The sequence below is a fragment of the Ascidiaceihabitans sp. genome (assembly GCF_039986515.1).
GTDB lineage: Bacteria > Pseudomonadota > Alphaproteobacteria > Rhodobacterales > Rhodobacteraceae > Ascidiaceihabitans.
Window position 1 is genome coordinate 806,984 of sequence record NZ_JBDWQO010000007.1, and the last position, 21,419, is coordinate 828,402.

At 54.6% G+C, this 21,419-nt stretch carries 17 protein-coding genes and 1 tRNA gene; 6 read left to right on the forward strand and 12 right to left on the reverse strand.

Annotated elements, in window-relative coordinates; translation table 11 throughout:
• Positions 1 to 102 precede the first annotated feature (102 nt).
• Genes ABJL60_RS06585 through ABJL60_RS06605 form a run of 5 tightly spaced genes read left to right on the forward strand, consistent with a single transcriptional unit; the run spans position 103 to position 6,478 of the window.
• Positions 103 to 912 (forward strand): IclR family transcriptional regulator, encoded by an 810-nt coding sequence (locus ABJL60_RS06585; RefSeq protein WP_348373605.1) that lies wholly within the window; start codon positions 103 to 105, stop codon positions 910 to 912.
• Complete coding sequence (locus ABJL60_RS06590; protein WP_348373606.1) at positions 909 to 2,264, forward strand: aspartate aminotransferase family protein; 1,356 nt, start codon at positions 909 to 911, stop codon at positions 2,262 to 2,264. Before ABJL60_RS06585 ends, ABJL60_RS06590 begins: the two co-directional genes overlap by 4 nt.
• Before the next feature lie 35 nt (positions 2,265 to 2,299).
• On the forward strand, positions 2,300 to 3,583 hold the full coding sequence (locus ABJL60_RS06595; RefSeq protein WP_348373607.1) for an aminotransferase class III-fold pyridoxal phosphate-dependent enzyme: 1,284 nt from the start codon (positions 2,300 to 2,302) through the stop codon (positions 3,581 to 3,583).
• Entirely contained in the window at positions 3,580 to 4,512 is a 933-nt protein-coding gene (locus ABJL60_RS06600; RefSeq protein WP_348373608.1) for a phosphotransferase, read from the forward strand. Before ABJL60_RS06595 ends, ABJL60_RS06600 begins: the two co-directional genes overlap by 4 nt.
• 31 nt (positions 4,513 to 4,543) lie before the next feature.
• Positions 4,544 to 6,478, forward strand: coding sequence for an FAD-dependent monooxygenase (locus ABJL60_RS06605; RefSeq protein ID WP_348373609.1), 1,935 nt, complete (start codon positions 4,544 to 4,546; stop codon positions 6,476 to 6,478).
• A 144-nt stretch (positions 6,479 to 6,622) separates the two neighbouring features.
• On the opposite strand, the gene ABJL60_RS06610 is transcribed toward ABJL60_RS06605, so the two are convergent.
• From ABJL60_RS06610 to ABJL60_RS06650, 9 genes are all read right to left on the reverse strand, one after another.
• Positions 6,623 to 6,712, reverse strand: a tRNA-Ser gene (locus ABJL60_RS06610).
• A gap of 62 nt (positions 6,713 to 6,774) precedes the next feature.
• Positions 6,775 to 7,494 carry an alanyl-tRNA editing protein gene (locus ABJL60_RS06615; protein WP_348373610.1) on the reverse strand — a complete coding sequence of 240 codons (720 nt, stop codon included), beginning with the start codon at positions 7,492 to 7,494 and terminating at the stop codon, positions 6,775 to 6,777.
• Complete coding sequence (locus tag ABJL60_RS06620; RefSeq protein WP_348373611.1) at positions 7,491 to 9,818, reverse strand: DUF3772 domain-containing protein; 2,328 nt, start codon at positions 9,816 to 9,818, stop codon at positions 7,491 to 7,493. Before ABJL60_RS06620 ends, ABJL60_RS06615 begins: the two co-directional genes overlap by 4 nt.
• Positions 9,818 to 10,855: a cysteine synthase A gene (locus ABJL60_RS06625; protein ID WP_348373612.1), complete on the reverse strand. Its 1,038-nt coding sequence runs from the start codon at positions 10,853 to 10,855 to the stop codon at positions 9,818 to 9,820. The genes ABJL60_RS06620 and ABJL60_RS06625 overlap by 1 nt, the downstream gene beginning before the upstream one ends.
• Positions 10,856 to 10,955: 100 nt before the next feature.
• On the reverse strand, positions 10,956 to 12,065 hold the full coding sequence (locus tag ABJL60_RS06630) for an NUDIX domain-containing protein (protein ID WP_348373613.1): 1,110 nt from the start codon (positions 12,063 to 12,065) through the stop codon (positions 10,956 to 10,958).
• A gap of 3 nt (positions 12,066 to 12,068) precedes the next feature.
• Positions 12,069 to 12,509 carry a TrgA family protein gene (locus tag ABJL60_RS06635; protein WP_108830093.1) on the reverse strand — a complete coding sequence of 147 codons (441 nt, stop codon included), beginning with the start codon at positions 12,507 to 12,509 and terminating at the stop codon, positions 12,069 to 12,071.
• A gap of 24 nt (positions 12,510 to 12,533) precedes the next feature.
• Positions 12,534 to 13,742: a cyclopropane-fatty-acyl-phospholipid synthase family protein gene (locus ABJL60_RS06640; RefSeq protein ID WP_348373614.1), complete on the reverse strand. Its 1,209-nt coding sequence runs from the start codon at positions 13,740 to 13,742 to the stop codon at positions 12,534 to 12,536.
• Positions 13,743 to 13,828: 86 nt separating this feature from the next.
• Complete coding sequence (locus ABJL60_RS06645) at positions 13,829 to 15,250, reverse strand: deoxyribodipyrimidine photo-lyase (RefSeq protein ID WP_348373615.1); 1,422 nt, start codon at positions 15,248 to 15,250, stop codon at positions 13,829 to 13,831.
• 72 nt (positions 15,251 to 15,322) lie between these two features.
• Positions 15,323 to 16,552 (reverse strand): aminotransferase class V-fold PLP-dependent enzyme, encoded by a 1,230-nt coding sequence (locus tag ABJL60_RS06650; RefSeq protein WP_348285453.1) that lies wholly within the window; start codon positions 16,550 to 16,552, stop codon positions 15,323 to 15,325.
• A 307-nt stretch (positions 16,553 to 16,859) separates the two neighbouring features.
• Between ABJL60_RS06650 and ABJL60_RS06655 the strand changes: the two genes are divergently transcribed.
• The gene (locus tag ABJL60_RS06655) at positions 16,860 to 18,665 is read left to right on the forward strand and encodes a BCCT family transporter (RefSeq protein WP_348373616.1); all 1,806 of its coding nucleotides are present in this window, start codon (positions 16,860 to 16,862) and stop codon (positions 18,663 to 18,665) included.
• Positions 18,666 to 18,786: 121 nt separating this feature from the next.
• Here the strand turns inward: ABJL60_RS06655 and ABJL60_RS06660 are convergent, their stop codons facing one another.
• From ABJL60_RS06660 to ABJL60_RS06670, 3 genes are all read right to left on the reverse strand, one after another.
• Entirely contained in the window at positions 18,787 to 19,203 is a 417-nt protein-coding gene (locus tag ABJL60_RS06660; RefSeq protein ID WP_348373617.1) for an HIT family protein, read from the reverse strand.
• A gap of 40 nt (positions 19,204 to 19,243) precedes the next feature.
• The gene (acuI, locus tag ABJL60_RS06665) at positions 19,244 to 20,230 is read right to left on the reverse strand and encodes an acryloyl-CoA reductase (protein ID WP_348373618.1); all 987 of its coding nucleotides are present in this window, start codon (positions 20,228 to 20,230) and stop codon (positions 19,244 to 19,246) included.
• 81 nt (positions 20,231 to 20,311) lie between these two features.
• Positions 20,312 to 21,415: a dimethylsulfoniopropionate demethylase gene (locus tag ABJL60_RS06670; protein WP_348373619.1), complete on the reverse strand. Its 1,104-nt coding sequence runs from the start codon at positions 21,413 to 21,415 to the stop codon at positions 20,312 to 20,314.
• Between the last annotated feature and the right edge of the window lie 4 nt (positions 21,416 to 21,419).

A 21,419-nucleotide genomic window follows, 5' to 3' on the forward strand; every position in this document is an offset into this window, starting at 1 on the left:
TTATTGGTTCACATATTGAACCGCTGTTCTGTAAAAAAGGTTGCCTTGTTAATTAACCTGTGTCAAACTTTTTTTGCAAAAGCCGCAATGGGGCCGTTTCAAATGTCGTCCGTGATCAAAGCACTCGATCTTCTAAGTCACTTTTCTGCCAGCCAACCCGAAATTGGCCTGTCACATCTGTGCCGCATTGCAAAACGTGACAAGGCAACAACCTATCGCCACCTCCAGGCGCTTGAAGTTGCGGGATTTATTGAACAGAACCCTTCAACCAAACAGTACCGTCTTGGTCCGGCCGTTCTGAAACTTGCGCAGACCCGCGAAGCCACGGTGCCCCGCAAAGCCAGCACCGAAGGCCCCTTGTTTGACCTGACTGAAAAAACGGGCGAGACGGCGCATGTTACGGTTTTGTCTGGCACAAAGATGTACGGTTTAGCCGCCTGCGAGTCGCAACGGCATGGCACCCGCGCGATCATCGACATTGATGTTTTTCCGCTCCACGCAACCGCGTCGGGCCTGTGTGCATTGGCTTTCGGCCCTGACGCCTTGATGAATGCCGCAGTGTCCAACCTTACCCCGTTCACCAAAAGCACCGACACCGAACCGGATGCTTTGAAAAAGACGGTTCAAGCGATCCGCCAGACGGGATTTGGACGCGCAATGCGTACCTATGAGGCCGAGCTTGAGGGGCTGTCAGCCCCCCTGTTTGACCAGACAGGCCAGTTTGCAGGTGCCGTGTCCGTTGCAAGCGTTGCCACGCGGTTCACGCCTGCCTTGGAACGTACCATCAAAGAACACCTGATGATCGCCAGCCGCGACATCAGCCGCAACTGGGGTGGCACCATCCCGGACGATATCGAAGGTCTTTGGGCCACATCACTCACCGCTCGCCATGAATTGGAAACCGGATCATGAAAGACTCAAACTTTCTTAAAGAAAACAACGGCCGCCTGATGTGGCACCCGATGACGTCCCCCAAAGACAGCATCGACAACCCGCCAAAAATCATCACGGGATCGACGGGTGTAACGATCACTGACATCGACGGACATTCCGTTGTCGACGGTGTCGGTGGCCTATGGAACGTGAACCTTGGGTATTCGTGCCAACCGGTCAAAGATGCGATGGCGGCGCAGCTTGATAAATTGCCCTATTATTCCACGTTTCGCGGCACATCCAATGACGTCGCGATTGAGCTTTCGTATGAGCTGTCCGAGTTTTTTGAGCCCGACGGCATGGCCCGTGCCTTCTATACATCCGGCGGATCGGATTCAGTTGAATCCGCCCTGCGTCTTGCGCGCCAGTACCACAAACTGCGCGGCGAAGCGGGCCGCACCAAATTCCTGAGCCTTAAAAAAGGCTATCATGGCACCCACATCGGCGGCGCGTCGGTAAACGGCAACGCAAACTTTCGCACGGCTTATGAACCGCTATTGCCGGGCTGCTACCACATCCCTGCCCCCTACACCTACCGCAACCCATTCAACGAGACGGACCCTGAAAAGCTGGCACAGCTGTGTGTGCAGGCGCTTGAAGACGAAATCGCCTTTCAAGGGGCCGGCACAATTGCGGCTATGATCATGGAACCAATCCTTGGTGCAGGTGGCGTTATCCCCCCTCACAAATCATTTGCGCCAATGGTGCAAGACATCTGTAACCGCCACGGTATTTTGCTGATCACAGACGAAGTCATCACGGCTTACGGACGCACTGGGGCATGGTCCGGTGCGCGGCTTTGGGGCATCCAGCCCGATATGATGTGTACCGCAAAGGCAATCACAAACGGTTACTTCCCGTTTGGTGCGTTGATGCTGGGGCACCGCGTTGCAGAGGTGTTTGAAAACAATCCCGATGCAAAAATCGGCCACGGATATACGTATTCCGGCCACCCTGTTGGGGCTGCGGCAGCCCTTGCGTGCCTGAAAGAAACCAAACGCCTGAACGTGATTGAAAACGCCGCCGCACGTGGCGCCCAGCTTTTTGAAGGGGCGCAGGCGTTGATGGCGAAATACGACATCATCGGTGATGTACGGGGCGGCCACGGCTTGATGACCGCGTTGGAAATGGTGTCGGATCGCACCACCAAAAAGCCGATTGATGCCGCCACCGCACAGATCGTTCAGGACGTCACATATGAAAACGGTGCAATGGTGCGTATATCTGGTCCAAACCTGATCCTGTCACCGCCCCTTGTGATGACGCAAGACGATGCGACCATTATTCTGACCGCCATCGAGGCGGGTTTTGCTGCGGCGACAAAAGGTTAAGGCATGTCAGACGCGTACTTGGACCTTTGTGCACCATGAGCCGGACAACCAAAGAACTGATCGCAGACCGCGCCCGGTTGATGGGGCCAAATGTCTCGACGTTTTATGACGATCCGGTGCATTTTGTCCGTGGTGAAGGCGTTTGGCTGTGGGACGCAGAGGGGCGCAAGTATCTGGATTGCTATAACAATGTCCCGCATGTGGGCCACTGCAACCCGCGTGTCGTGGACGCAATCTGCCGTCAGGTTGCGACGTTAAACACGCACACGCGCTATCTGCATGATGGCATTCTGGATTACATCGAAAAGCTGACAGGCACGATGGATGCGTCGCTGGATACCGCAATCCTAACCTGCACCGGATCAGAGGCCAACGACATCGCCTTGCGTATGGCCGAGGCCGTCACCGGCAAGCGCGGGATCATCGCCACAGACGCCACCTATCACGGCAATACGTCGTTGGTCAGCCAGTTGTCCAAGTCCAACATTCCCGCAGTGGGCTTTGGTCTTGGGCAATATTTCCGGTTCGTTGACGCACCCGACAGCTACCGCAGACCTGACCCGGACGGCACGATCTTTGCCGCACAGGTCGCGGATCAGATCGAGGGGTTGATTGAGGACGGCACCGGTTTTGCCGCCCTTGTCGTTTGCCCCTATTTCCTGAACGAAGGCTTCCCTGACAATCCCGACGGTTGGCTGAAACCCGTGGCCGAGGTTGTGCACAAAGCCGGTGGCCTGCTGATTTGCGACGAAGTCCAATCCGGCTTTGGGCGCACAGGCACCCACCTTTGGGCACACGAGAAAATGGGCGTCGTGCCTGACATCATGGTGCTGGGCAAGCCCATGGCCAATGGCCACCCTGTGGGCGGGGTTGTGGCGCCCCGCGACATCGTGGCTGCGTTTCGCAAGGGCTACCGGTACTTTAACACCTTCGGGGGCAACCCTGTGTCCTGTGCTGCGGCCATGGCAGTGCTTGAGGAAATCGAAACCGAAAGCTTGCAGGCCAATGCCAAGACCGTCGGCGATCACGCGCGCATCCGCATGACCGCGCTGGCGGCAAAACATAACGTTATTGGCGATATCCGCGGCTCGGGCCTTATTTTTGGGGCTGAACTGGTTACAGATCATGCCACCAAAGCCCCCGCCAGCGACCTGACGGACCGCATCATCAACGCGATGCGGGCGCGTGGCATTATCCATTCAAAACTGGGCCGCCACAAAAACGCGCTTAAAATCCGCCCGCCAATGCCCTTTTCGATCGAAAACGCGGACCTGCTGTTTGACACGCTTGATGACGTGCTCAGCGAGGTCACAAGGTGAATGCAACCATCGACAAAGCGGTGCACCTTTGGGGGCTGGCAGATGCCACATACGCCCTTGTCGCGGCCCGCGAGAACGCAGTCTACAAGGTCACAACGCCCACCAGTACATTTGCGCTGCGCTTGCACAGACACGGGTATCGCACAAACGCAGAACTGGCATCAGAACTCGCCTGGATGAAAGGCGCGGGTGATTCTGGTATCAGTGTCCCCTTCCCTATCCCGTCGAAAACTGGTGACGTAATGCATGTGATCGACGGCGTTCAAGTTGACGTTTTGACATGGCTTTCCGGTGAAACCCTTGATGTTGTATTAAGCAGGTCAGACACAAAATCCCGCACCGCTTACTTTCAGACGCTTGGAATAGCTATGGCGCGGTTTCACCAAATCTGCGATGAATGGCAGCCCCCGAAGGACTTCACGCGCTGTGCGTGGGATGCTGAAGGGCTTCTTGGCGAGACGCCACTTTGGGATCGGTTTTGGGACAATCCCGCGCTTTCAAGCGCTGACCGCCGCGTGCTTATGGCGTTTCGGCAAACGGCCCAAGCAGCGCTTGCCGACCATGCCAAAGATCCGGATTATGGCCTGATCCATGCCGATCTTGTTGCGGCGAATGTTATGGCGGATGGTCCCGATTTGCAGTTCATCGATTTTGACGATGGCGGATACGGGTATAGGTGTTTTGAGCTTGCGACTGCGCTGCTCAAACACATCGATGCCCATGACTATGCGGACTTAAAACAGGCTTTGATCAAAGGGTATACATCCACCCGCCCTATCGACCTTGGCCACCTTGATTTGTTTATGGCACTGCGGGCCGCAACATATGTCGGATGGAACATCACGCGGATGGGCGAAGACGGCGGCGCGGCGCGCAATGCGCGGTTTATCACAACAGCAACACGGCTTGCTAAAGACTTCACTGGCTGACACCAAAGGCTTTCGAAAAAAGAGGCGCACTATGCAATTTCATCTTAATGGGTTCAAACCGGGGAACTATCAGGTTCCCGATGCGGCACGCAAAGCCTACCCCACGCCACCAATTCAGGATTTGCCAACTGAGGTCGACGTGCTGATCGTAGGCACCGGCCCTGCAGGTTTAACCATGGCCCGCCAGATGTCAGAATTTGAAGACATCAGCACCTGCATTGTGGACATGGCGGATGGTCCTTTGTTGTTCGGACGTGCCGACGGCATTTCGTGCCGCACGATCGAAATCATGGAAGCCTTCAACAGCAGTGAAATGGTCGAGAAAGAAACCTATAAGCTGATGCAAAACACGTTCTGGGAACCGGATGCGGCCAACCCCCAAAACATCAAACGTACCCACAAAATCGCTGACGCGCGCCTTGGCATGTCCGAATTCACACATGGCATCGTTAATCAGGCGCGCCTTCACGAACTTTTGTTGGATGGTATGGCGCATGCGATCACCAATTTACGGCCTCACTACAGCCGCGAACTGCTTGATCTGGTAATTGATGAAAGCCTGACCCAAGACCTGAATGCCCACCCGATCACCGCGACGTTCAAACGGGTGGATGACGCCGGGCGCGACAAGATCGAAACGGTAAAAGCGCGGTTTGCGGTTGGCGCTGACGGGGGGCGCAGCCGCGTCCGCAAAAGCCTTGATATTGCACTTGAGGGGGACAGCGCCGACAAGGCTTGGGGCGTGATGGACATTCTGCTGAACACGGATTTCCCCGATATCCGTGTCAAAAGCTTCATCCAGTCCAAAGATCATGGTGCAGTCATGACGATCCCACGCGAAGGGGGGTATCTGATCCGCTTCTATGTTGAGCTTGACCTGATCGACAAAGACAAACGCGCGTCAGACATAAAGATGACCGAAGTAGACATCATCGCGAAGGCGCAGAAAATTTTCCACCCCTACACTTTGGATGTCAAAGAAGTCGCATGGTGGTCGGTCTATTCTGTCGGGCAACGCCTCGCACAGCGTTTTGATAATCGTCCCGCTGATCGTTCCGATGACATCATCCCACGTGCTTTTGTTGCAGGTGATGCGTGCCACACCCACAGCCCTAAAGGGGGTTGGGGCCTGAACACATCCCTGCCTGATACCTTCAATCTGGGCTGGAAAATGGCTGCCGTTCTACAGGGCAAAAGCAAACCTGCCTTGCTGGCGACCTACAGCACCGAACGCCGCAAAGTGGCAAACCAGCTGATCAACGCAGACAAGGAGCTGTCCAAAATTGTGGCCACGCGCCCCACCGCGGGCGATGCGTCACAACAAGCAAAGGTCGACACTGCCAAGATTGAAGCTTTCATGAAACGTCAAAGCGGTTTCGTTAGCGGCACGTCCATCGAATATTTTCCGTCCTACATTTGCACCGGTCAAGACAACCAACATCTGGCAACAGGTTTCAAAATCGGCCAGCGGTTCCATTCGGTCAAAGTGTCGCGCGTGGCGGATGGCGGACACCAGCATTTGGGTCATCTGGTCAAAGCAGACGGGCGCTGGCGCATTTTTGTGTTTGGTGGAACACAAGATCCGACACAGACGTCATCAGAGGCCTATAAACTGATCGATTTTCTAGCAAACGACGCCACTTCGCCTGTGAAGAGATATACGCCGACAGGTGCCGATTGTGATGCGGTCATCGATACCTATGCAATTTTCCAGCAATCAGATTTGTCCATGCACGATCTGCATGATCAACTGTGGCCGGCGAAGGGCAAATACGGTTTGCGGGACTACGAAAAAGTGTTCCACGCGCAGGACGGAAACGACGTCTACGATCTTCGCGGAATTGACCGTGATCACGGCTGCGTCGTGATCGTACGGCCTGACCAGCATGTCGCCTCGATTTTGCCTGTTGCAGCGCATGCAGACCTGGCGCAGTTTTTTGATGCCTTCATGATTGAGCAAAGCTGAAAGATGATGCGCTGATCTCTATTCTCAAGGCAGTTTGTGTAGAAATCCGAAGGGCATTTGCATGCCCCACGTACGCTACCGAACTGTCTTGGAACGGGGCGCTAGGTTCAAGCAATAATGGTCTAGATTTTCATGAGAGGTAAATGGCGGACAGACAGGGATTCGAACCCTGGAGACGGTCTCCCGCCTACACACTTTCCAGGCGTGCGCCTTCGACCACTCGGCCACCTGTCCGTTGGGGTGCGTTTAGCAAGCCCTTGCACCGCTTTGCAAGAGGCAAAACGCACCCAAAGTCATCAATCGTCAAGATGCAGATAAACGCGCCGGTTCATCCGGCCTTTTTTCTCGATCTTGCCCAAACGCAGGCTGCCGATTTCGCCTGTGCGTGCCACATGGGTGCCACCACAGGGCTGCAAATCAATCTGGTCTGAACCCGAACCGATACGGACCAGTCGCACGCGCCCTGCCCCGCGTGGCGGCTGCACAGACATGGTTTTGACCAGTTCGGGGGTTGCATTCAACACAGCCTGATCAACCCAGTCTTCGCTGACAACCACATCCATATCAACAAAAGTGTTCAACGCCTGTTCGATCACGTCACGATTTTCCGGCGCATCGGCCATGTCAAAGTCCAAACGGCCATGTGTGGCACTGATCGACCCGCCTGTGACCCCGTAAGGCAAGGTCACAGACAACAGATGCAACGCCGTGTGCACGCGCATGTGTTTGTAGCGGCGCTCCCAGTCCAGTTGTTGGACCACAGTCGCCCCTACAGGCGGCAATGCACGGGGTTCGGCGGGAACCATAACGATCTGTTCTTTATCCCCTTTGACGGTTGTGGCGATTGGCAAATGTTGTCCGTCCCACACCAACACACCACTGTCACCGGGTTGCCCGCCGCCTGTGGGATAAAACAGCGAAGCATCCAGCACCACACCACCCTCAGCGGTGTGGGCGATCACGCGGCCCTGCGCCTCGCGTAGATAGGCGTCATTGCGAAACAGTGGATCAGTCATGTGCCGTCGCCTTTCAAAGCCTCAGGATTGCGCAACCAGATGTCACGTTGTGCAAATGGTATCTCGATGTTTTCGGTCGCAAAGCGTTCCGCAATCTGGTGGTTCATTTCGCTTTTTACCGACAACATCCAATTGACGTCCCGCAAGATAACGCGAATTTCGAAATCAAGTGAATCTGCGCCAAACCCCGAAAAGACGACCGCTGGCGCCGGATTTGCCAGCACCATCGGATGTGCACCTGCGATTTCGCGCAATATCTCTTCGATGCGCCGGGTGTCGTTTCCGTAAGCCACGCCCACAGGCACAATCAAACGCCCGATCGTATTGCCACGGGTGTAATTTGTGACGGTTCCCGACACCAAATCCGCGTTGGGCACAATCACATCGGTACGATCAAATGTTTCGATGCGCGTGGAGCGTACAGAGATATCGCGGACGTATCCCATTTGACCGCCAACTTGGATCCAGTCCCCTTCCGAAATGGGACGTTCGATCAGCAATATGATCCCGGATACAAAGTTGGACACAATGTTTTGCAAACCAAAACCGATGCCCACCGACAACGCCCCGGCCACAATCGCCAAAGAAGACAGATCAATGCCCGCAGACGTAATTGCAATCAACGCTGCCAGAAATATCCCCACATATCCCAAACCGGACACCATCGCCACCTGAGCACCTGGATCCAGTTTCGTTTTGGGCAAAAGGTTGTTCTTCATCGTGCCCTGCACAGCGCGTGTCAGAAAATAGCCGATCATAAAGACAACGATCAACGTAATGAAACTGCCCGGGCTGATGGTTGTATCGCCTATCGAGACCCCGTTGCGAAACCGCGACCACAGCTCTGTAAGATCGGTCAGACGTGCGCCCCAAATCAAGGCAAAGACCGGCAAGGTCAGAACCAACAGGAAGAAATTGATCAATGTCGGCAGCAGCGCCTCGGACGGGTTGACCGAAGGGGAAAAGAACGCAAACAAATCACGCACGGCCTCATTAATTTGCGTGATGGCACCACACAACGCCAATGACAAAATGGCCGGATAGATCAGGGCCAGCGCAGCACCAGAATATCCGATGATGGCCAAAATAGGCGCCCCGAGACCGATGATCATAGAGGCCTTGGACAGCAGCGGCACCACCTGACTGCGATACGAGCCTTCTGCTGACAATGTGCTTTTCGATGGATCGCTTTTGTGCAGCAATTGGCCGATACGGAACAAAATTATGCCCGCCAGAGCGATCAATGGAAAATCAAGAACAGCCGTTGTTTCCAGACTGTGACGATCAAAATCGCTGAGGCCTTCCAGCAAAAAGCGCAATGCAAGAATGATGCCCAAAAGCATCGCATAGACGCGCCCTTCCCAGCGGCGTTTCGGGCCAAGCCCCATTGGGGTTTCGACTTCTTTCGCTTTGGCGAAAATGCGGCTGCCCAGCCAACGCGACGAGAATATGATCACACCGACGATGGGCAAGCTGCTGATCAGCATGTCTCCGCGCGGGCCATAAAAACCTGTCGCATCCAAGGCCTGCATCAAAGCAAATATGCCCAAAATCGGGAACAATATCTGACCCAAGGACACGACAAACCCGGTAAAACCGGCGCTTGCCTGGGTTTCACGGGCTTGGATCCGAACAGCGAATTGTTCGCTCCATGTGCGCGACCGCAACAACAACACGGTTGCAGCGACGAACAAGATCATGATCAACGGCAGATTGTTTTGCGCGTTTGCACGTGCCGTCGGGTTTGAGAAAGCGGATGTCACACCATCCCACAAGCCTGTCAAAGATACGCGCAGGTCGCGCAGTGCGTTGTTCCAAAGGCTTGGGTCCAAGGGAACAGGGCCTTTGCGCAGCAATTCATCAGACTGGCGTGCACGGATAATTTTGTCAATTTCAGACACAAGGCCATTTGCACGGCTGAACGCCTCTTCGGCAGTCCGGCGGGGGGTGGTTAAAACTTCAAGCTGGCGTTGCAATTCATTGCGGCGTACCCCGATTTCAGCCGCTTCGCTGCTGCCTTCTTCAGGGGCTGGGCCAAGGGCTGCAATTTGTTCGTTCAAAGTATTGATGCGGCTGTTGTTCGCAGACAGTTGCGCCTGAAACTGGGTACGCCAATTCACAATATCCTGACGCAGCACCCCGAATGCAGCGTCAGACGCTTTCCCGCTTTCAAGCGCGGCTTCAGCACGTGTGGCAACCCTTTCCCACGCCGCATAGTCAGGTGTTGACTGCACTGTGGTTTGCGCAAATGCCTCTGGTCCGCCCATCGGGCCAGATACACTTAGGAATACCCCCAAACACAGCGCGGTCAGGAAACGGACCATCAAACGTCCTCAAACATGCTGGGCAAATCAGACGCGCCACGTTCCAGCCATTCCGGCACGGGTAAACCTTTTTCACGCAAAAACGCAGGATTGAACAGTTTGGACTGATAACGCGTTCCAAAATCACACAAGATGGTCACGATGGTATGCCCGGGGCCTAAATCCCGTGCCAAACGCATGGCACCTGCGACATTCACCCCAGAGGAGCCGCCCAGACACAGGCCTTCGTGTTCCAGAATGTCAAAAACAACAGGCAGGGCTTCGGAATCGTGGATGTTGTAGGAAAAGTCGGGTTTCAGGTCTTTGAGGTTCTCGGTGATGCGCACTTGCCCGATCCCTTCATTGATCGATCCGCCATCCGTCATTTTTAACTCACCCGATGTGTAGAAATTGTACAGCGCCGCACCATCGGGGTCCGCCAACCCGATCTTCACACCTTTGGGCTGCAAAAATTCCGCGACGCCGGCCAATGTACCACCTGAACCAACTGCACAGATAAAGCCGTCAACCTTGCCGCCGGTCTGTTCCCAGATCTCTGGACCCGTCGTTTCAATGTGAGCTTGCCGGTTTGCAGTATTATCAAACTGGTTTGCCCAAATGGCACCATTTGGTTCTGTTTTTGCAAGTTCAGCAGCCAGCCGTCCCGAATAACGCACAAAATTGTTCGGATTGCGATAGGGCGCCGCAGGTACTTCGACCAGTTCGGCCCCCGCTAAACGCAACATATCCTTCTTTTCTTCAGACTGGGTTTCGGGAATGACGATCACGGTTTTAAATCCCATGGACGCGCCAACAAGGGCCAGACCGATGCCTGTGTTGCCAGCCGTTCCCTCGACGATCGTGCCGCCCGGTTTCAAGTCACCGCGCGCGATCGCATCTTTGATGATGAACAAGGCGGCGCGATCCTTGACCGACTGGCCGGGGTTCATAAATTCGGCTTTGCCCAGAATTTCACATCCGGTCGCAGCACTGGCTTGGTTCAACCGCACCAAAGGGGTCTTTCCAATGGCCTCTGCAAGGTTTGTTGCAATGCGCATAATATCTCTCCCGGGTGGTCAGAATTCAATGGTCTGGATTGGTGTAGCGACGAGTCCCGTAGACCTCAAGGCACGGCGGTACAAAGGGGTGCGAGATACGCTAGAGATTTGCGCGTAAACGATCCCTGTTATGGGCCAACCAATAGGCACACAGCGACAACGGGATATTGGCGGCGGCCCGGTCTTGTACCAGTGTCATCAGTGCGTCAAATGTCAGGATATGGGTTCGAATGTCTTCGTTTTCAGTGTCCAACCCGGACACGCCAGTCACGTATTCAGACAAATCAGTGACCCCGACGTAGACGTAGAAGAATTCAGAAGACGTTCCGGGCGACGGGTAGCCTTCTGCAATAGGTTCAAGCACATCCAGAACCAACCCCGCCTCTTCTTGCGCTTCACGGCGCGCACAGTCCATTGGCTGTTCGCCTGCGTCCACACGACCTGCAATGGGTTCGTATTGCCACGCAACAGCATCACCGCGCCCGATTGGTCCGACACGCAACTGTTCCACCAGCAACACGCAATCGCGGATTGGATCGTAGGGCAGCACAATCGCAGCATCTGCACCAATGAACACCGCCCGCTGCAACGTGTTGGACATGCCCCCGCGGAATTTTTCGTGGCTTAGCGTCAAAGCATCCAAAGCGAAGAAATCTGAATAAATGCGCGTACGGTCCATAACATCCACGACACCGTTCAAAGTGCCACCGCCGTGACGAACATCACGGGCCGCAATCTGCGACGCTGCACGCGCCCTGATCATCGGATACATCTGAACGATGGTTTCGGGGGTGCGTGTCCCAAAGTAACTCATGACCTCACGGGCTGCGATACAGGTCAACTCAGCCCAATGATCCGCCCACTGGCTGAGTACCCAAAGGGCGCCTGCAGTGACGCCTTCTTCAGGTGGAAAATAGATTTCGGCGGTGCGCCCGTTGCGCAGCCACTTGGTGCGCAATTCATAGCCGTATCCGCCTTCATAGAAATCCAGACGGGCCAAATCGTCATCTGACAGATCAATCAAAAGCAACCCGCGCGCATCATCTCCGGGTGCGGATTTGATCAGCGGAAATGCACCCTCTTGCGCACTGAACACCGAATGGTCCGGTAAAATTGCAGTGTCATAGCGGATGTCAGCAGCTGGCCGCCCAAGAACAATTTCCAACAACGGAACATGTCGCAACGTGCCGTAAACAAACAGGTTTTTCATCTGTCAGCGCCAACGATGCCATGCGACTTCGGTGCACAGGCCCGCAATGATGCCGCCCAACACAACCACAACCGCAATTGGTATCGTGGCCATAACCAGCGCGTATTCCATCATCAGCTCAACCACAGCAATCAACGCCTCGAACGCATTGTCATAGCGGTTGCGCAAGGCAAGTCTGAGCATTTCGTTGACGCCTTGCACAAAAAGACCAAGAAAGACCAAGGAAACAACGCCGGTAAACCCGTTATTGATCGCAAAGGTCAGCCCCCTGCCCGCACGCCGCCCCACCAAAGACCATCCGACAACCACACCAAGCAAAACATTGACGTAGTTGAAGTAGCCAAAGTTCATATCTTCTTCCATCAATGCGCGGATCATATCCGACAGAATAAAGCCAAGCGCCCCCAACAGGATGGCCGCAGTTAGTTTTGCTCCATCAGGCATCTTGGTGCTCGTATGTGGTTTGCATTAGCCGGGTCTTTTAATAGTGATCTGTGTTACGTCACAGTTGGCACTTTCAAAGGTGGACGCGCAAGAGGTCAGATAAAAATTCCACATCCGGCGAAACCGGTCATCAAAGCCCATTTCCGCGATTTGGTCCCATTTTTCGTTGAAAGTCTCATGCCAACGGCGCAGCGAGATGTTGTAGCTTTGGCCAAATTCCACCGACTTTTCGACGGCGAGACCCGCTTTGACAACTTGCTCGCGCAGCGCGGCGGGGCTGGGCAGCATGCCGCCCGGAAAAATGTATTTCTGGATGAAATCCACACCACGACGATACACGTCCCACCGGCGATCCTGCACGGTGATGATCTGCAATGTTGCATTTGCGCCCGGCTTTAGACGCTCGCGCACTGTTTCAAAGTAGACCGGCCAGTATTTTTCGCCCACAGCTTCGAACATCTCGATACTGGCGATGCCGTCATAGGTGCCTTTCTCGTCTCGGTAGTCTTGCAGCTTGAAGTCGACCAATTCCGAAAGACCTTCCTTTTCAATGCGTTCTCTGGCGTAGTTAAACTGTTCTTCACTGATGGTCAGACCAGTCACTTTCAGCCCGCGTTCTTTGGCGGCGTATTCGGCAAACCCACCCCAGCCGCAGCCGATTTCCAGGACATGATCACCGGGTTTAACGCCCATCTGGTCAACCATGAGGGCATATTTCGCCCATTGCGCCGCCTCATGGCTTTCCTGTCCAGTTTCAAAGAGCGCCGAGGAATACGTCATCGTTTCGTCCAGCCAAAGACCATAGAATTCATTGCCCAAATCATAGTGATACGAGATATTCTTGCGGGCTTGGTCTTTGTGATTGCGCTGCAACCAGAAGCGGAACTTTTCAAACCAGCGCACCAGTCCAGCGCCAGGAAAGCCGTCATAGATACCTTCGTTGTCGGCGTGAATCAAATCCATGAAAGCCTGCAGGTCGGGCGTGCTCCACCATTCATCAAGGTAGGCATCACAAAACCCCAGATCACCTTCGCGGATCAGGCGGCCAAACACATCGCCATTGTGTATCTCGACTGTGGCAACGGGCCCGGGGTTCTTGCCATCGGCCCGAAACACCCGCCCATCGGGCATAACAAAGTCCAAACGGCCATTGTTCATGTCTTGCACCATTGCGAATACGCGCGTGAAGTAGCGGGGCAAACCGCGCTGCCCGTCCGTTGTCGTCAAAATCATTCACATTCCCCGTTTCGCTTTTCGCGTTTGTGTCAACTTACATTGACACCAAGTGTCAACACAAGCGTCTGTTCGTCATTTTTGAATTAGAAGTCTCTGTTTTCATAGGCACTTAGCGCCCGTTTGCGTCCCTCGTCCGCAGGAACGATGGGGGACGGGTAAGTATCATCCACTTTCAGGCCCCAAGCCTTTGGAATCGCATCAAAATAAGAACGTGCATCATCATGCACATTCTTGCGGCCCTCAGCGATCCAACGGCTCACGTAATCGCGCTGTTTGTCGAACTTGTCCAACTGTGTAACGGGGTTGAACACGCGGAAATAGGGCGTCGCGTCTGGCCCTGATCCGGCGGACCATTGCCAGCCCATTGCATTGGCGGCAGGGTCCCAATCGATCAAACAGGCCTCAAACCATTTCTGGCCAATTTTCCAGTCACATAGCAGGTGTTTTGTCAGGTAGCTTGCCACGATCATACGACCACGGTTGTGCATGCGGCCCGTTACGTACATTTCACGCATCGCCGCGTCCACAAACTGGATTCCCGTGCGGCCCTGCTTCCATGCTTTGACTTCGGCGTGGTTTTCATCCGTGTTCCACGGGAAAGCATCCCATGCTTCTTTCCAATTGCTGTCCAGAATACGGGGGGTGTGGTGCATCAGGTGGTACGCAAATTCGCGCCAAACCAGTTCTTTCAAAAAGGTTTCTGCCCCCTGTTTGCCTTCGTGCATCGCGCGTCGCCCCGCATGCCAGCACTGATAGGGGCTGATTTCGCCCAAGGCCAGATTTTCGCTTAGATTGGATGTGCCATCTTTCCAAGGCTGGTCGCGGCCCTCGTTGTAGCCTTGGGCCAGATGCGTGATGAAATGGTCCAAACGGTCCTGTGCCGCCGCCTCGCCCAAACGCACATGGGGGCGGACAACATCTGCGCCACGGCGCATTGCGGCGCCCATCTGCCAGTCGTCCAAATTATCGCTTTCGGGCCATGTGTGTGGCGCAGGCATGTTTTTGGGTGCCGGCAAAGGTGCTGCCACGTCGCGGCCCTTCACCATATTCCAAAACGGCGTATAGACTTTGTAATACCCGCCCGTCTTTGTTTCGACGGTCCAGGGTTCAAACATCACATGACGCGCAAAGCTTTTTGCGTCGACGCCATCCTCTTTCAGTGCGGCTTTCACAGCAGTATCGCGTGCCACGGCATCCGGGTCATAAAGGCGGGTCCAATGCACAGCCCCTGCCCCGGTTTCGCGTATAAGATCACGCAACACCTCTAGGGCGTCGCCTTTGCGCAAGATCAGCTGGCTGCCTTTGGCATGCAGCGCCTCAGCCAAATGGCCCAGCCCAAGCCCCAAACGCCACTTGGGGGCAGCCCCCAACGCGTCGACAGTATCATCGTGAATAAACACAGGGATCACCGCGCCACCGTTTTCGCAGGCAGCCAGCAGCGCAGGGTGGTCGCTTAGGCGTAAATCCCGACGCAGCCATACCAATGTGGGTTTTGAATTGCTCATAAAGCTCTCGTGGTCCAGTCTTTCAAAGAAATACGACTGTGCATAAGCGCTGGATCACAGATCACGTAAAAGTCACGATAAAACATCGTCCAAAGCGGTCAACAATTGGTCCATTTCCGCGTCACTTGTGTAGTGGGTAAAACTCAGGCGCAGTACACCCTTGTTTTCGGCGTCCACCCCCATCGCGGACAAGGCACGCACAGCGTAAAAGTCACCGCCCCCTGCCATGATCCCATGCGTGGCCAGTTTGGCGGCCACGGGTTCAGCGGCATCTTCAAGCGCCAACGCCACAGTGGGCGCACGCACAGATGCGTCTGACGGCCCGATCAAACGGACAGAGTTTCGCGCGGCCACCGCATCCAGCAAAGGCTGCAACAGTGTGACTTCACGCGCCCGCATCAGATCATGCACAAAACGCCCCCTTTGCGTGGGCGACACGGCGTCTTCGGCGTGATGGTCATAAAGCGCGTCCACGTAATCCGCCATGCCCGCACAGGCCGCCTGCTGCGCGTGGTCCTCACCCGCGGGGGTAAAGCGCTTGTACAGTTTGTCCGCGTTGAAGAAATGCCCCTGATTGGGCAACAAGTCCCCCAATGCGCGGCGGATCACCATAAGACCCTGATGCGGTCCATAGGTTTTATAGCTGGAAAACAGATAGATATCCGGCCCAAGGTTGCCCACATCCGGAAAGCCGTGCGGGGCATAAGACACGCCATCCACACATACAAAAGCCCCAGCAGCATGGGCCAAAGCGGTGATTTCCACAACGGGATTGATATGCCCCACGACGTTGGAACAATGGGGAAAACACACAAGACGCACTTTGTCATCCAACAGGTTTTCCAGATCCTCTGGGTTCAATTCACCCGTTTCGGGGTCAATCTTCCATTCGCGGATCTCGATGCCGCGGTCCGCCAGCCTGCGCCACGGACCTGTGTTGGCCTCGTGATCCTGATTGGTCACGATCACAGCCTCACCGGCTTGCATCATTTGGCCAAAGGCCTGTGCCAGAACATATGTGTTTTGGGTGGTTGAGGGGCCAAAGCTCAGCTCGTCCGCATCAACGCCCAAGATGGCAGACATGCGGGTGCGCGCCTCGTCCATTTCGGCCCCCCCCAAAAGGCTGGCGTCATAAGGGGCATAAGGTTGCACTTTGCGTTGCGTATAAAAGCGTGTGAGCCGGTCAATAACAGCACCACAAGTATAGGACCCGCCCGCGTTTTCAAAGAACGCCTGTCCTTGCAACGACGGCTCCTGAAAGGCTGGAAATTGTGATCTTACGAAAGCCGAATCAAGCATCATGGTCAGGTGTCTTTCCCTTGGCGTTATAAACGTCTGCTTAAATGACCATACGTGGCAACATGTAAAACGGCAATTCCGTTATAAAGCGAGACTTAGGGGATCAAAAATCTGCACCCTTGCCCGTTTTTCAGCAACTAAGCGTCGCAAACTTCCCTTTCATTGATGAAGTAATCTTTTACAATGACCACGCGTGTGTCTTGGCTCTTGAAAACCTAGCACCTTGGTGTTGTCTGCAAGGCAAAAGCACACGAGCCGGACAAAACAAATACCAAAAATAGATCTGAATGATCAACAACGAGGGAACACAATGTCAATCAAACCGCCGTTTACAGAGCTTGAGATTAACACTCAAGACTCTGGATTTTATGAAGGCTATAGCCTTCCTATCGCCTTAATATCAAAAATCAGTATGGTTCTGCTGGTACTCTGGGCACTCGTCTTTCCCGTTGGTGCAGGCGAAATGCTGTCCTATGTCAACGGCACATTGTTGAAAAGTTTCAACGTCTTTTACATCATCGCAGTTGGCGTGTTTGCATTCTTCTTATTTGTTGTCGCTTTGATCCCCTCGACAGGCCGCCGCACGTTGGGCGTTGCAGGTCAAAAACCGGAATTTTCCAACTTTTCATGGTTCTCTATGATGTTTGGCGCCGGTTTGGGCGTCGGACTTATGACATTTGCAACAGCGGAACCTTTGGGCCTTTGGGGATCAAACCCATTGGTTGTTTCCGGTGCCGTTGCAGGCAATTCAGAAGACGCGCTTCAATCTGCGTACCGTTACACGTTTTTGCACTACGGCTTCCACGCATGGGCCATCTATGTTGTGACGGGTCTTAGCTTGGCCTACTACGCCTATACACGTGACATGCCACTTACTATCCGTTCCGCACTGACGCCTCTGATCGGCCGTTTTGCCAACGGATTTTTTGGCCACATCATTGATGTCTTGGGTGTTGTTGCAACGATCTTGGGCGTATCCGTGACAATCGGCTTTGGCGTCAGCCAGTTGGTTGATGGCGTCTATTCAATCACAGGCGCAGGCTGGATGATGGACACAACAGGTGAAACACCCGTTGCAACCAAAACCGGCTTGATCGTGGCGTTGGTTCTGATCATGGGCATGTCCATCGTTTCCGCTGTATCCGGCGTTGGCCGCGGCGTGAAATACCTTTCGAACCTGAACCTGGTTTTGTCTCTGATCTTGCTGCTGACGTTCATCATTTTCGGATCGTTCATCTTTGCAATGACCACATATGCAACATCCTTTGTCGACTACATCCTGAATTTCGTTCAAATGAGTTTTGGCGCCTATTCGCCAATGTCACTTGAAGAATTCACAGCAGCAGCGCCCGCCTCTGTGCAAGCATTGGGTGCTGAAGATCTGGCGTCGGTTTACAGCAGCGCAACAGGTCCTTGGGGCAGCCTTGGTGGCTTCACTGAAGGTCTTCCAGCAGCAGCAGCAGCCCTGTCAGAAGCAGACATCGCTGCAGCATACGAAGCTGGTAATGAAGGGCGTCAATTCGGCTGGCAAGCAGGTTGGACCACGTTCTATTGGGCTTGGTGGATCGCGTTCTCGCCATTTGTTGGCTTGTTTCTGGCCCGCATTTCCAAAGGCCGTTCCGTGCGTGAATTCGTTCTTGGTGCAGTGATTGCTCCATCGTTGGTCTGCTTTGCATGGATGACGATTTTGGGTGGTACAGCGATCGATCTGTCTTTGACAGACGAAGCGGCCAAAGCGTCCATCGTTGGTGCGTCTAACTCTGCCAAACTGTTCGTAACACTTGAGCAAATGTTGTCCGGTGGCTTCTTGCAAGCAATCATCATCATGTGTGTTGTCCTGATTATGACTTTCTTGGTGACGTCCGCTGACTCGGGTATTTTGGTGATGAACACCATCATGTCCGGTGGCGCAGAAGAAACCGGTGTGTTCCACCGTATTATCTGGGGCGTGATCCTGACGTTGGTCATCGGGACGTTGCTGCTTGCGGGTGGCGGCGGATTGTCCGCGTTGCAAAATGCGATGATTATCGGCGCATTGCCCTTTACCATCATCATGGTGGGCATGGTGCTGTCGCTGACCAAAGCACTTTACAATGATGCACGTCGCGACAACTAAAAGCTGACATTGCAACAATACCTTGCATGAAAAACGAAAGGTGCCAGAGCAATCTGGCACCTTTTTCTTTTGCGCGGTTCGGCTTAACTGCCAGAAGTCTTACGACAAAGCCGCGGAAACCTTACAATACTGCCTTAATTTTCTCGGCATTGGCTTTGATTTCATCCATATCACCCATCACCCCCGGTCCGGTGATCGGCACACCTGCATGTCGCGGATGGATGTGGAAATGAAGGTGGAACACTTCCTGCCCACCTGCAGCCTCAGAGAATTGCCACAGCGTGATGCCATCCGCTGCAAACGCTGTTTTGGCAGCATTGGCGACTAGATTTGCAGTTTTCATACACGCGGCCAATTGCGCCGGGCTTGCATCAAGCAAGTTCACACATGGGGTTTTCGGGATCACCAGACAGTGCCCTTTTGTGCGGGGCATAATGTCCATGAAACACAATGTGTCATCGTCCTCATAGACCGTGAAATTCGGGATTTCACCACGGAGGATCTTGGCAAAAATATTCTGGTCGTCGTAGGTGGTCATAAGGGGCTCCAATCTGGTGTCGAAGCCCCTCTTAGTGTGATCAGGCGTTGACGTCTACGACAACGCGGCCTTTGACTTGGCCTTGTAGGATGTCTGCAGCCAATTTTGGCAAATCCGAAAGGGTCGCAGGTTGCACCATCGCTTCCAGCTTATCCATGGGCAGATCAGCCGCGATGCGTTTCCAGGCCCGCAAACGGTTGTCGTATGGCTGCATGACACTGTCGATGCCCAGCAAGTTCACGCCGCGCAACAAGAACGGAATGACCGTCGCAGGCAGACCCGCGCCGCCAGCAAGACCAACAGAGGCCACCGACGCGCCGTATTGCATTTGCCCCAGCACGCGCGCCAGCATTTCGCCGCCCACGGCGTCGACGCAACCACCCCATGTTTCGCCCTCAAGCGGACGCTTGACGGTTTCATTCAGATCTTCACGCGGCACGATCTGGGTCGCCCCCAAAGACTTCAGATAATCGCCAGTCTCTGGACGCCCGGTGACGCCAGCAACATCGTGACCCAATGCCGCCAGAATAGCGACAGCCACCGAACCCACGCCACCCGCAGCGCCTGTGACCAGAACGGGACCGTCTTTGATGCCATGGTCTTCCAAAGCCATCACAGACAGCATCGACGTAAAGCCTGCCGTGCCCACAGCCATCGCCTGACGTGTGTCCAAACCGTCTGGCAGCGGCACAAGCCAATCTGCTTTCACACGGGCCTTTTGGGCATAGCCGCCCCAATGGACTTCGCCAACACGCCAGCCGGTCAGAACAACCTTATCGCCCGGCTTATAGCGGTCATCGTCAGAGCTTTCGACGGTGCCAGCAAAATCGATGCCACCCACATGCGGGTATTGGCGCACCAAACCGCCGCCTTTGGGGGATAAGCACAGACCGTCTTTGTAGTTCACAGTTGTATATTCGACCGCAACAACCACATCGCCGCTTGGCAAGTCATCAACAGACAGCTGTTGAACAGCTGCTGTCGCTTTGCCTTCCTCGTCTTGCGTCAAAACCAGTGCATCAAACATCATATTCTCCGTTCCGGGGACCAACCCCTTGCTTCATCTCGCAAAATAAACCTCCCCCGGAGGGTCCGGCAGAGGTAAAATTCAAATCCAGAAGGTTTCATGCACCACGGCTGGGCGCATCCCGTCCGGCGTTTCCACTTCCAGCTCGGTGCCTTCGTCCCAATGGGTCATCCGCACCATACCAATAGCCACATTGGTCTTGAAGTCCGGGGACCAAGCCGCAGACGTGACCTGCCCGCGCTTTTTGCCACCGGCGTAAAGCGGCCAAGCCCGATCGCAGCCCGGCACAGGGTCACCACCAATGGAAATGGCGCGCACCTGCTGTACGGGACCTTCTTTGGCCACGCGCAACAAAGCATCGCGACCAATACACCCAATCGCAGTCTGAGTATCGCAGAAGCGGCCCAACCCACATTCATGTGGCGTGTTGTCATCGGTCATATCGTTGCCATAAGACAGCAGTCCACCCTCGATCCGCTCGATCCCGTTGGGGCAGCCGGCGCGCACGTTCAAATCTTCACCCGCTGCAAACAAGGCATTCCAAAGCGGCATGCCGACCTCGCCATTCTCGACGTAGATCTCAAACCCGCCCTGCTTGGAATACCCCGACCGCGCGATGGCCAGATCCTGCCCTTCGAACTGGAACATATCAAACTTGAAAAAGCGTATGTCACGAATGCGGTCGCCGAAAACACGGGACAACAAATCTTCGGACTTGGGGCCCTGAATAGCCAGCGGACTGACATCGGGCTCGTCCACCAGAACATCCAGACGGTAGCCGTTGGCAATGCCCTTGACCCACAACAGCAAGTCGCTGTCGGCAATAGAAATCCACCAACGATCTTCCGCCAGCTTCACAGCCACGGGATCGTTCAACATGCCGCCCGTTTCATCAACAATCGGCACATAGTAGCACTGCCCGGGCAGCATACGGCGCAAATCTCGTGGGGTCAGCATTTGCATCAATCGCCCTGCGTCCGGGCCGCGCAACTCGACCTGACGCTCAACCGCCACGTCCCAAACCTGAACATGGTCCTTAAGGTGGCGATAATCGGCTTCAACGCTTTCAAAAACCGTTGGCAGCAACATACGATTGTAAACGGTGTAAGCTTTGACGCCCGCAGCCTCTACCCCGTCAGAAAAGGGCGTCCGGCGCAGCCGACGCGATGGCGAAATGATGGCCATACTT